We start from the raw sequence: 12,088 nt of genomic DNA on the forward strand, positions 1-12,088 counted from the left end.
TGCTTTGTGATTAACCAGACACGTACGGCACTGGCGATTTCGCTCGCCCTTGCCAGCCTTCCGGCAGCTGTTTTCGCCGAAGACAAAACACCTGCAAATGAAGATCAGCTTGTGGTCACCGCCACCGGTTTCGCACAGGAACGCCGCGAAGCACCTGCCACCATCTCCGTCGTGGGTGAAAAAGAACTCAATACGCGTTCTAACCAGAACGTCACCGAAGCGCTTCGCGAGATGCCAGGCGTATTAGTGGGGAACGGCAACGGAAGCCTTGCCACGGGTGATGTGCAGATGCGTGGCATGGACTCAACCTACACCTCCTACATGGTGAACGGCATCAAACAAGGGACCCGCGAATCTCGCCCTTACGGACACCATATCGGAACCGAAGCGGCCTTTATGCCGCCGCTTGCCGCTATTGAACGCATCGAGGTGATCCGTGGGCCGATGTCCTCACTATATGGCTCTGACTCCATCGGAGGCGTGGTCAACGTCATCACCAAAAAAGCCTACAACCTGGATAATTGGACGGGCGTACTGGAAGATAATTACTTCTTGCAGGAGAAGAGTGAGTACGGCAACACCAACCAGACGAATGCCTTCCTGATGGGACCCATCATTCCAGGCAAGCTTGGGATGAGCGTGGCGGCAGATTACCTTGACCGTCGCGATGATGACAGCCAGAACGATGAACGCTTTGTTAAGCACCAGGCGGGCAACCTGGACGCGACCATTAATATGTCGCCGACTGATACCCAACTGTGGGATGTGAATGTCGTCAAAGGACATCAGGTAAAATCACACAACGATAAAGCCTGGCAATGGGACTTTGATCGTGATGCCGCATCACTGTCTCAGCACGCGTGGTACGGTGACGGTCTGCTGGAAGCGAAAAACTTCGTCAGCTACGAGAATGCCAAAACCGAATACCGCGTGCCGGGTATGAGCTCGCAGTTTATCAAGCAGCGTAACTACGAGGCCAACAGCGCGAACACCCTTTCGTTGGGCGATCATAAGTTAACGCTTGGGATCAACTTCACCCGTAATGAGCTGGACGACACTTTCGGCATCGAAGACAAAGAAGTTCCGGGTGTGACACCGGTCAGCAAGATCACCCGTAACGGCTGGGCACTGTTTGCCGAAGACGCATGGATGATGGTTCCGGACTTCACCCTCACCACGTCCGCACGTCTGGATCACGACAGCTACTTTGGCTATCACGTCACGCCAAAACTCTACGGTAACTGGACGATTGATGAAAGCTGGGCGCTGAAAGGCGGGGTATCGGCGGGCTATAAGAAGCCCGACCTGCGTGAAAACAACGAAGGCTTTACCAGCGTCTACGGCGCCTATCCTTATTCGTTTATTGGGATCGGTAACGACGACCTGAAGCCGGAACAAAGCGTCAACACCGAGTTGGGCGTCTACTGGCAACAGGACACGCTGGAGCTGGATGCCACCGTGTTCTTCACCAAATTTAAAGACAAGATCAGCGACTACACCATCTGCACCGCATCGGGCACGCAGAAATGTATCTACAACGGGTACGAAGCTGAAGAAGTCTCCCAGTATTTCAACGTCAGCGACGCGGAAATCTACGGTCTGGAGCTGAACGGCGACTGGCAGGTCACACCATCGCTGAAGGCTAACGCAAACTACACCTATACTCACAGCGAGCAAAAAAGCGGTCAGTACAAGGGCGAGGCGCTGAACGAATTCCCGAGCAGCATGGCCAACCTGTCACTGACGTGGAATGCGCTTAATGACCTGGAGTTGTGGTCTAAAGCCAGCTGGCGCAGCAATACGCCGGACACGGGTAAATCGACATCCACAGAGGCTTATGCCCTGGTTGATTTAGGTCTACGCTACCATCTCAATAAAAACATCACACTGATGACGGGTGTCTATAACCTGTTCGACGTGAACCCGATTTACAAAACGTCCTACAACCAGTCCTCGATACTGGAAGGCCGCCGCTACAACATGGGCGCACGCTTCGAGTTCTGATAGTGACGCCGGAGCCTCAGGCTCCGGCAGTTACAGCCCCCGCACGATAAGTGCTTCATCCAGTTCCCGGTAGGATTCGACCAGCTTATCCAGCGTTGCCCTGTTCAGGCCACTCGGATTTGGCAATACCCACACCTGCGTGACGCCGATGGTAATGCTCTGCTTGCCCCATTGCACACCACGCTGATTAAATGCCTGCTCGTAGGCCTGCTTGCCGAGGATCGCCAGTGCCGCTGGCTGGTAGTCTTCAATCTTTCTAATAAGCTCCTGTCCGCCGCTGCGCAGTTCAAGCAGATTCACTTCACTCGCCTGCACCGTTGGGCGTTCGACCAGCATGGTGATCCCGCAGCGCGTATCGAGCAGATGCTGCTCCTCTTCCGGCTTTAACAACCTGTCAGTAAAACCAGCCTGGTGGATCACTTTCCAGAAGCGATTGCCCGGATGAGCGAAGTGAAAACCGGTGTGTGCTGAAGACTTTCCGGGGTTGATACCGCAGAACACCACCCGCAGGCCAGGGGCCAGAATATCGTTGATCATGTTTACTCCCGATCGATACATCGTTGCGGAAGTATAAAGGATTGATAATGCGTTGTTTATAAAAACAGCAGGCAGGTGTGAATGGCTGGATTGCGACGTAGAGTTACTCTATAATTCACCGCCACGGCCCCTTAGCTCAGTGGTTAGAGCAGGCGACTCATAATCGCTTGGTCGCTGGTTCAAGTCCAGCAGGGGCCACCAAATAAAACAAGGACTTGCGAGAAATCGCAGGTCCTTTTTGTTTTATTAAGGCTACTTATAGGCTACTTTTTTCGATTATCACTGATTATTTAAACAGCAAAAAACCTACATGAATTCACTCTCATCTTGAAAAATGTAAAGATAATCTCTAAATAAAAAGTCACGAATTCTTTGATTACATCTGTCGGCTGAAAAATGATCAAAAAAGTTATCACACCCCACGCATTATACAATGCTGCTCGCAAACCAGCGTCAATCCTGACTTGAGGGGGTATACCCCTGAATGTATTTTAGGTATACCAAATGTGATAAAAACACGAAAAAAGCCAGCGTTCATGCTGGCTTGCCCGTGTATACACGCATTCTGTTATAAATCGTATCCTCCCTGATCGCTGTAGTTGCTTCGGGCGCGGGATGCCAGTTGCCGCTGTTTCGCTTCAATGCGTTTCATCACTTCATCAGCAAGGTCTGCGGAGCTTTGGCCTGGTAATTGATGAATATGAATCTCGACTTTCCCTATAGAAGAACTCTGGACAGGTGCAACAACCGGAGGCGATGGCGGCTTTTTATACTCCGATTTTGGCAGACTGTACGGATGCATTGGCTTTGCTTCTGCAGGCACAGATGCGACACCCATAACGCCAGCGACGACTGTAGCCAGAAGCATCTGACGCGCAGGAAACCCACCACCTGAAAAACCAGTATTATTTTTCAGGATATTAGCCGGGTTCATCGACGCTGCGAGCTGTGCCAGCTCAGCAGTACGTCTCCGGCTGGTTACTTTTGCCGGACCGTTCACTATCTCAGGCCCGTTCTCTCCCACAATGCCAAACTGACCGCGAGGAATAACGCCTCCACTGTCATACATCCCGGCGAACGGAACCGAAGCAGGCGCACTGCCAGACACCTGTAATTGCGCTTTACCCGTTATTTTATCGTTTCCCGTCATCCAGTCGGGCAAATAATCGGTGACGGATGAAAGTTTGTTTTTGAGTGCCTCCCATCTGGCATTAATTCCATTGAGAATACTGTCAATAATGGCGCTGCCCATGTCCTGAAATTTAGCAGGAAGCGCGGCAACATCAGCCAGGATCGAATTCCATTTATCGCTGATTGATTGCCTGATACCGGCCCATGCCTCAGTAACGCCAGATTTTATTGCATCCCAATTTTTAGCGATTAATCCCGGCAGGGTATAATTAAAGAACAGCGATTTAATTCCTTCCCACGCAGTGCCGGCCTTTTCTTTGATCCAGTCCCATGCCGCACCTGTGGCATTACATACGGCATCCCACATGGCTTTAAACTTCGGTCCCAGCGTATCCCAGTTCCGCCAGATATAAACAGCACCAGCGGCGATCAGCCCAACGACAGCCAGTATAGGGTTTGCAAACATCAAACGGCCCAGCCATAACACGGAGCTGCCCACTGCTCTGACTGCATTACCAATAAGGCCAAATGCAGATGAAAATTTCAGCCCCAGCACGCCTGCACTCATTCGCACAACTGCCATCGGCCCCAGCACAGAAGCCAGCGCAAGCGAGGCAACCCCTGCACCAGTGGCAACAACCGCAAATCCTGCCGCCAGTTTAAACAGCGCAGAAGTCAGTTGCGGGTGTCGCTTGACAAAACCATCCAGACGTGACGCCAGCTCCCCCAGCCAGTCAGCCAGTTTCTTTAATGCCGGGGCAACTGTTTCACCAATGCTTGCCATAGCATTGGTGAAGGAGCCGGTAGCGGCTTCCCATTTATTACCCAGGGTATTCAGGGACGCATCGACGCGTTCCCGCAGTGAAGCCTGATTTTCAAGTTTGGCGGCAGTTTCACGATAGCCATTAATACCTTTTTCAATCATGGTGTTAAGGACTTTCATGACTTCCGCATCATTACCGAACAGATCCTTAATCGTTGCCATCCGGGTTTCATCGTTGAGCTTACTAAGCTTTTCCAGCTGGGCGTACATATTTTCCAGCCCGCCGAATCCACCTTTACCATTGGAAAAATTGAAGTTGATACCGGTGCCTTTCAGATCGTCGTTGACTGACTGAATATTTTTTGAATCCAGCGCTGCCTGGAAAATTTTTCGGTAAGCATTACCTGCAGACTCACCAGCCATCCCGCTCTGATCAGCCATCACCAGCAACGGAGCAAAAGTTTTAGCTGCTTCAATCCCTTTTTGATTAATAATGCTCATGGCGCTGCTGATATTAGAAAATCCCTGCAGCATATTCCCGGAGTCAACACCGGCATAAAAACCCTTCTGGATCAGATCCATCAGGCTCATCATGTCTTTTTCTGAGGTCTGTGTTGCATCCTGCAATTTTGCGGCAAACTCAGCCGCGGCAGTGGGAGCCATCTGCAACTGCACCCCCAGATAAGCCGCCGATTCCCCCAGCCCGCCAAGAATGACCTGTGCTGACATCCCCTGACGACGCAGCATTGTCATCATGTTCTGGAAATCTGCAGTGGTTCCCGGCAGCCTGTCTCCAAGCGCTACCGCCAGCTGGTTAATTTTCTCAAATTCAGGTGCGACCTTTCCGCCCGGCCCCATCATTGAACCGGCGAGCTGATTAGCGGCATTTTCAGATTCAGAGTAGGCTTTCACCGGCGCAAGCAACGTCATACCTGTCGCCATGCCCGCAGCCACAGCACCGGCCCCATTTCCGGCAAGTTTATTTCTCAGATCATAGGTTTTATCTGCTCTTGCCCGGATCGCATTCAGCTTTTGCTGGCGTTCTCCTGCTTCCCGCAGTCGGCGCTCCTGCTCTGCCAGTTGCCGGTTGTATCGCTCAGTTTCGCGGGTGATACGCGAGGTTTCCCGCGCTCCGCCGCCTGCAGACAGCCCCAGCCGGTAGAGTTCGGCTCTGGCTGCCGCCATCTGCCGGGTTTCCTGCTGCTGCTTTTGCTCCAGAGTCGATACCGCACGCCACTGCGCTTCAAGCGCCTGTGTTTGCTTTTTGGTTGGTGACTCCAGTGACGACATTTCGCGCGTTAACATCTGCGCCCGCAGCCTCGTCTGGTCCAGTTCTGCGCTGGTCCGGCTGAGACTTTGGGTAAGATTATCAAAGGACTGCAGACGGGCACCGGCGTCAGTCAGATTTTTAATCTGCTCACGGGTTTGTCGAATTGCAGAAGCCAGCTCTTTAGAGCCAGCCTGGGCATTTTTGAAGGGGCGGGTCATTTTATCCACCGCCCCCAGAACGACCTGCAGACGCAGGTTATTATTACTCATCGCTGACTCCGCTTCTCACGATCGCTTTATGCCGCCATTCCAGAACCTCAGTCAGCGGCATGACGTCAGTGATGGACGGCGACCAGTGAAAGATGGTGGCAATATCTGCCACCAAATCATCAACCGTCAGGCTGGCAGGGAACCCGACAACACCGATTTCGGCAGCAAAAAAGCCACAACCTCCAGCGCCAGCGCTGAAAGATCGGCAGGGTCCAGCTCCGCCATCTCCTGCTGGGTCAGCGCCGGAGTCGAGATACGCGGGATCACCGTCATCATTGCGGTAACGTCCATCTCCATAATAGCGTGCAGGCGGAGGCCTCTCAGCGCCCCGGACTGTGGTTTACGCAACACGATTTCAGTAATGGCTGTGTCACCACGTTTAACTGGCGTATCCAGAACAACAGTGGTTTCATTTTTAGCGGTAACAGTTTCGCTCATAATACGATCCTCAATGGCTGTCAATGTGCTGGCAGTGTAACGTGTTCAGCACAACCATTCGGGGTTGGGAGATTGTTCCGCTGACTATACAACTGCAGCGGCGGACAACCAGCCGGAGAACGTACTTTCCCCCCTCAGCGCGCGCTGCCCCGCCCGCCTGCCCGCTTCGCTTAACAGACTGGTTTTCATGCACCCCGTAAATCGCCTCAGAAGCCACCATCCAAGGGCTTTCGCGTCAAAAATGGTGCATAAGACTCATGCGTTTTCATGCGCCATAGACATGCACTCATGCGCTCTGAGGCCAGCCAGATAAAAGACGTAAAAAATCCCGGTACTGGACCGGGATTGCGTGGGTGTTTTTTGCTAATCAGACAGGGATTTGCTGACGGCCTGACAGCTTTGACGCGGAGCCATAGCGATTGAGCGTTTGCTGTTGTTTTTCCGGCATTTGTGCCTTGTCTGATTCCTGTTCATTGCGCCGGGGCTTCATAATTATCGTATCCACACTCTCCAGTGCCGTAAACGTGCAGGAACATTCCAGGTTCTGGCACTGATACCATGAGCGTTTAACCGATGGTGCTTCATAGGCGGAGGTTCTGGCGTGTGCCGTCGTACCGCATTCAGGACATTTAAGTGCCATTAATATCACTCCTGCATATCGTTAATGTCATTCAGGCGTTGCTGAAAGCGCAGATGTTGTGCCGGAGTGTAAGTACCCTGGCAGTCACGAACCATCATGGGGTCAGGCATCACACCGGATTCATCCAGAATCTCACGATAATCCCCGGCAATTTCAGGCGGGGTTATTGCCAGCTGATGAGCCAGGGCACTGCGTAACATACGGGACGCAACTTCCAGCCCTCCGCGCCCCTTAAGAAACGGAGCCAGCGCAGATGTCAGAGCCGCTCCGTTCGCCTGCATAAAATTGCTGAGAGCGTCTTCTGTGCATGCTTCCATCAGTAAATGCTGCGAGTAAATACACTCACGCGCAGCACAGTTAATTTGCCATTTCAGCACATCCAGACGTTCCCGCTGTAATTGGAGCTGTCGGGCATAATCTGCTGGTTTTTCCGTGGCAGTGAGGAGAGATTCTATCTGTTGTTCAACGACTTTTCGGCTCTCACTATGTCCGGCCCACAGAATACGGGCATTTCGAAAACTGGTAAGCGCCTGGTCTGGAGTCGCTCGGGTCGTCATACTGATTTCTCCTTCTCAGCCCGTTCCTGACGAACCTTCATTTTATGAATAGCTGCTGGAGAGGGTTGATTACTGAAATCCAGACGGGCCGCATAATCCGGCGCAACGCCCGCCAGTTTAAACACAGGGTCCTGTTCCGGCATCGCAGCGTTAGTAAGAGCCGGTTTGGTGATATGTTTGTGAATAAAGTCTTTCAGCAGTGTGTCCGGGTCATTAACTGAATGCACCACACCGACAACTGCGCTGGCTTCCCGGCCCATTGTGGATTTGAGCAGGCTCAGTGTCTGGATTAGCGCCTTACCATGCGACTGCATAAAATCTTCCCAGATTTGTTTTGCGCGAATACCCACAAGGGTGTCGTGCGCGTGGATATACTTTCCGGCTAATTCCGCAGCCTCCTGCGGCAAAAGTGCATTTTCGCATTCCTGAGCCGCCAGCAGCTCATCAAAATCCTCAAGCGTTTCGCGTCCCAGCGCAATTTCCGTGCGCAGCTTTTTCATTTCCTTTGAGACTACGCCCTGACTTTCACGAAACAGCGTGCGCCACTCCTCGTTCAGTGCGTTCGTCGAGGCTTCCATTTCAGCGCGGCGCTGGCGGATTGTCGCAATATTATCCGCTGCCGCTTTCTGCTGACGACGAGCTTCAAGCCATGCGTTTCTGGCTGTGTTCAGGGTTTCCAGTGCCCGCTGCGTTACAGCCGGAAAAGTGGAAAGGTTGGTATTCTCTGCGGTGTTGTTCATGACTTCTCCTGTCGGGTTGGTTCGTTACGTCAATTGTGTCGTGGCTGACACAAGCGCACTATCGGTGCTCAGTGTGTGGTGGCTGGCACAACGGGCGTTTGCGGTTATTAAGACGCGGCTATGACAGCCAGCCAGATAAAAATGTCTCTGTTTCAGTCTGCTTTATGTCCCCGGTGCGGTGGAACAGGTGGAACATGTGTTACAGCCTTGTTTTGCAAAACATTTATAGGTACAGCACAGGTGGAACATCGCGGGTAACAAGGTGGAACAGCGGATCGGCTGACGTTCCACCTGTTCCACCTCACTATTTCAGAAGGTGTAACAGGTTCAGCCCTTGTAAAATACGGTTGTTCCACCTGTTACACCTGTTACCCTTAATAAATAAGACTCACGCAAAGCCTTAACCCGGAACCTCGCTGTTGAAGACATAGAGCCTGCGGGGATTCATCTCTGGCGGGCGAATGTTTGTCTGCAACTTGCCATCGGTGGAGGGCAACAGATATCCACGATCCGCGCACAGACGCGCCACCTTGCGCGGGTCAAATCCCCGGCAGATTTCTTTCCAGCCGGACGGCATGACGTAGAACGTGGTGACAGCTTCCGTGCCCTGCGCGGTACTGCCTTTCTCCACCCTGCGCCATCCCACCATATTGCCGGGGCGGTTACGCTCGTCGTGCCAGTCAGCAAAGCGGCTGTACTGATTCGCGGTAAAGAAGCTGCGTACCTGCTCCAGTGCGGCAATATCTTCCTGATTGGCGGTGTGCCCGCGATCTTTCAGCCATGCGTTCAGGCAGACGCGGGTTGCCCGCAGCGCTTCTCCCTCAGGCCAGCCGGTGATACCCAGACGGGTTGCCAGCTCGCCTGCCATCGCCACCAGTGCAAAGCGGTTCACAGCCCGTCCCACCTGATTGCCCGCATCTTTCGGGGTCAGGGCGGCGGTATATTCCTTCATCAGTGACTTTGCCTGTGCCGTCAGCCCGTTAAGATCAGCGGTCAGAGCTTTCAGCCACTCCCGGAACGGCGAACCGTAGTAACTGGACGTGGCCCATTCAAGATGCTCCGCCAGAGCCTTGCCGCTGTCGAAGCCGTGCAGCTCCTCAAATACGCCAAATTTCCCGGAATCGCTGGGGATCTGGATCATCCTGACTTCCATCCCGGCAAAGGTACGCTCCCCGGCTTTTGCCGCATGTTCGGTCAGTGACAGCTCGCCGGTTGAAAAGAACAGCAGCCGCCACTGCTTACGGGTGCGCAGCTCACCGTCCGTACCGGCACGGCCCTTGCCCTGACCGTTTGCCAGCATGTAGGCGATATTGCCTGCCTCGCGTCCGTCCACCTCCCGGATCTCATCGAGCATCATGGCGGCATCGTTGCGGCGGCTGGCGCATCCCTCCAGCGCGTTGCCGGTTGCCCGCCAAGTCTGCCAGTAGTCAGGCCCGCCGCAGACGGAGGTTGCCGCTTTCATGGTGGTGGTCTTACCGTCCGTCGATTCCCCCTTGAGGTGGTAGCCGCCGCCGTCCATACCAACCAGCCGTAACAGTGGTGCAGCAAAAGCCAGACTGACGGCAAACGCCACGCGGGAGTTGCCGGTGCAGTAGCGTGAAACGTGCTCCCGCCATTCCTCCGTTGTGCCCGACACGCGGAAATCGCGCCCCTGCACGGAAGTGGTCTGGAGAATGACACCCTCTGCACCTTCACCGCTGACCTCATCCTGAAGGACGTAAACCTGACCATGCCAGCCCGTGCGGCTGACGCAGGTCACGCGGCGTTCCGGTTTACACAGCGAGATATATTCCATCAGGCGGGCGCGGGCCTCACCGGTGGTGCTGATATAGGACAGCCCGTTAACCAGCAGTACCCGGCGCAGCTCCTCACCGCTGCCGCTCAGCATTTCCATCGGCATCGCCCAGCGGCGACGCTCACCCCACGTATCTTCCCACTCCAGCAGTCGCCCGAAGTTACCGCCATCGGCATCGCAGGTGATTGCCGTCACGCGCAGCGGGTTGCATATTTTGACGTTCTGGATCTCCGTCTCACCGTTGCGCTGTACCTGTTTTTCATACCAGAGATATTCCTGGGTAAGACGGAACCCGTGCGGCAGCTGCGTGCGTCCTTCCCCGCACAGCACCAGACCGTTACGAAAGGCTTCACGGGCACGGGTAATACCGTGCTCCCGATGGAAATCATTCCAGTCAGCCTTAATCTCTCCCGGTGGCAGCGTCATCCAGCCGCCGACGGCTTTTGCCGCCCGTTCAGCAAAGGATCTGCCGGGATTCTCGCCCCCGTCCTGAAAATCGTTATCACCGGCGATGATAATTTTTACCTCAGGCCAGCGTGCACGCAGCGACTGCGCAACGTTGGGCAGGTTGCCCGCAGATATGGCAGCCACTACGCATCCGGCGGTGAGCTGGCTTACCGTCAGCGCCGTGGCGTAACCTTCGGTAATCACCACCTGTACCGGTGGTTCCGACGGTAACGGGCTGAGCGCCACGAACGCGCCTTTCATCGTGCTGCCGGGCAGTATGCTTTTTTCACCCGTCGGGGCGATAAGCTGTGCACCGGTCACGGCTCCGGCATTGGTCGTGAGCGGTAACAACAGGGAACCGGCAGGAAAATCCTTACCGCTGATATGCTGCACGCTCCCGGTCAGGGAGGCCGGGTATCCGGCGAACCCTTTTCCGGTCAGATAGGGGCTTTCTCCCGTGTGGCTCTCTTTCATCAGCGCCGCCACGGTAAGGCTCATGTCGCGTTTAGGGGCTTTTTGCCTGGCGGGCTTAACAGGAAGTTCCTGCACATCCGGCACATTAAGCACCTGCGCCACCTCCTGCGCGGCCTTTCTGACGCCGTAACCGGTCATGAGCTTAACCAGATCCAGACCGTCACCATTGCCGCACTGGCTGCAAATCCACGTCCCGCGCCCGTCAAGGTCATCGAGGCGAAAACGATCCTTGCCCCCACATTTCGGGCAGGGACCGTGCCTGCCGTTTTCAGGTACATCAATACGCAGCATCTGCAGAATAACGGGCCATTTCCCCCGCGCAGCGGCTGAAATCTGCGTAACCGTCTGTGTTGTCATACTTCCCCCTGATACAGCGCCACACCCGTGCTGCAGAAGTCATCAAAGGCCGCCGGAAGCGTGCGGTACAGCTCCGCCATCACTTCACAGCCGCGCACGGTCAGTACCGGCGGCGCGGTCAGCAGTGACGGCTCCAGCATGTCAGTCAGCAGTGCCAGCGCGGCAGCGGCTCCCTGTGCTTCGCCGTACTCGTTAATCAGTGCGCATTCGATATGCAGCGCAATGGCCATTTCAATACGCTCAACCGTCAGGCTGTGCGGACCATATTGATCGCTGCCGGTTTCGTTCAGCGTTTTTTGCCGCCATGCCGAAGCAATCGCCCGCCGGTACAGCGCGGTGGTCATTTCTGCCGGGAAAATGGAAACCTGCGGCTGGTTCATCTGGCACCTCCTTCAATCAGTGCGCAACTGTGCGCAATATCCGTCAAATCTGCCCGCAGGTACTCCATCAGCGCGGCGACACCCGGCGCACAGCCTGTATCGAGCGCTCCGACCTGAGACGGGTATTCAGAAAAGAGAAGCTGGAGCAGGTCGCAGGCATTTCTTGCGCGGGTCAGCTTTCCGAAACCGTCCTCTGACAACCCATAGGCAAAAGCACCGGTATTGTGTTTTTCAGGCAAAGTGTGGCCCTGAGCACTGTTGTGCCCGTTTGAAATATTCATCATGG

The 12,088-nt window shown here is 54.5% G+C and carries 11 protein-coding genes and 1 tRNA gene; 2 read left to right on the top strand and 10 right to left on the bottom strand.

The annotated features are described in order from the left end of the window. Window positions 1-6 precede the first annotated feature (6 nt). Window positions 7-2,004, top strand: a complete 1,998-nt coding sequence (locus GF617_RS02115; protein ID WP_203450960.1) for a TonB-dependent receptor domain-containing protein — start codon at window positions 7-9, stop codon at window positions 2,002-2,004. A 30-nt stretch (window positions 2,005-2,034) separates the two neighbouring features. On the opposite strand, the gene mug is transcribed toward GF617_RS02115, so the two are convergent. Then, window positions 2,035-2,541, bottom strand: a complete 507-nt coding sequence (mug, locus tag GF617_RS02120) for a G/U mismatch-specific DNA glycosylase (protein WP_203450961.1) — start codon at window positions 2,539-2,541, stop codon at window positions 2,035-2,037. Between the two features lie 125 nt (window positions 2,542-2,666). On the opposite strand from mug, the gene GF617_RS02125 reads away from it, so the two are divergent. Beyond that, window positions 2,667-2,742, top strand: a tRNA-Ile gene (locus GF617_RS02125). 367 nt (window positions 2,743-3,109) lie between these two features. On the opposite strand, the gene GF617_RS02130 is transcribed toward GF617_RS02125, so the two are convergent. The 9 genes from GF617_RS02130 to GF617_RS02170 all read right to left on the bottom strand — a co-directional run bounded on the left by GF617_RS02130 (window position 3,110) and on the right by GF617_RS02170 (window position 12,083). Continuing rightward, window positions 3,110-5,974, bottom strand: coding sequence for a phage tail tape measure protein (locus GF617_RS02130; protein WP_203450962.1), 2,865 nt, complete (start codon window positions 5,972-5,974; stop codon window positions 3,110-3,112). Continuing rightward, a complete protein-coding gene (locus GF617_RS02135; RefSeq protein WP_048994105.1) occupies window positions 5,967-6,086 on the bottom strand; it encodes a GpE family phage tail protein in 120 nt (39 codons plus the stop codon). Before GF617_RS02135 ends, GF617_RS02130 begins: the two co-directional genes overlap by 8 nt. Window positions 6,087-6,100: 14 nt before the next feature. Beyond that, on the bottom strand, window positions 6,101-6,412 hold the full coding sequence (locus GF617_RS02140) for a phage tail assembly protein (protein ID WP_045330926.1): 312 nt from the start codon (window positions 6,410-6,412) through the stop codon (window positions 6,101-6,103). 367 nt (window positions 6,413-6,779) lie between these two features. Next, the gene (locus GF617_RS02145; RefSeq protein ID WP_203450963.1) at window positions 6,780-7,052 is read right to left on the bottom strand and encodes an ogr/Delta-like zinc finger family protein; all 273 of its coding nucleotides are present in this window, start codon (window positions 7,050-7,052) and stop codon (window positions 6,780-6,782) included. Window positions 7,053-7,057: 5 nt separating this feature from the next. After that, window positions 7,058-7,609, bottom strand: a complete 552-nt coding sequence (locus GF617_RS02150) for a phage polarity suppression protein (protein ID WP_203450964.1) — start codon at window positions 7,607-7,609, stop codon at window positions 7,058-7,060. Then, window positions 7,606-8,349 (bottom strand): septation initiation protein, encoded by a 744-nt coding sequence (locus GF617_RS02155; RefSeq protein WP_203450965.1) that lies wholly within the window; start codon window positions 8,347-8,349, stop codon window positions 7,606-7,608. Before GF617_RS02155 ends, GF617_RS02150 begins: the two co-directional genes overlap by 4 nt. Before the next feature lie 400 nt (window positions 8,350-8,749). Continuing rightward, the gene (locus tag GF617_RS02160; protein WP_203450966.1) at window positions 8,750-11,422 is read right to left on the bottom strand and encodes a TOPRIM and DUF927 domain-containing protein; all 2,673 of its coding nucleotides are present in this window, start codon (window positions 11,420-11,422) and stop codon (window positions 8,750-8,752) included. Further along, window positions 11,419-11,802: a DUF5375 family protein gene (locus GF617_RS02165; protein ID WP_001075583.1), complete on the bottom strand. Its 384-nt coding sequence runs from the start codon at window positions 11,800-11,802 to the stop codon at window positions 11,419-11,421. Before GF617_RS02165 ends, GF617_RS02160 begins: the two co-directional genes overlap by 4 nt. Next, complete coding sequence (locus tag GF617_RS02170; protein ID WP_009309599.1) at window positions 11,799-12,083, bottom strand: hypothetical protein; 285 nt, start codon at window positions 12,081-12,083, stop codon at window positions 11,799-11,801. The genes GF617_RS02165 and GF617_RS02170 overlap by 4 nt, the downstream gene beginning before the upstream one ends. Window positions 12,084-12,088 lie beyond the last annotated feature (5 nt).

It is taken from the genome of Lelliottia sp. RWM.1 (genome assembly GCF_016859735.1).
Taxonomy (GTDB): Bacteria; Pseudomonadota; Gammaproteobacteria; order Enterobacterales; family Enterobacteriaceae; genus Enterobacter.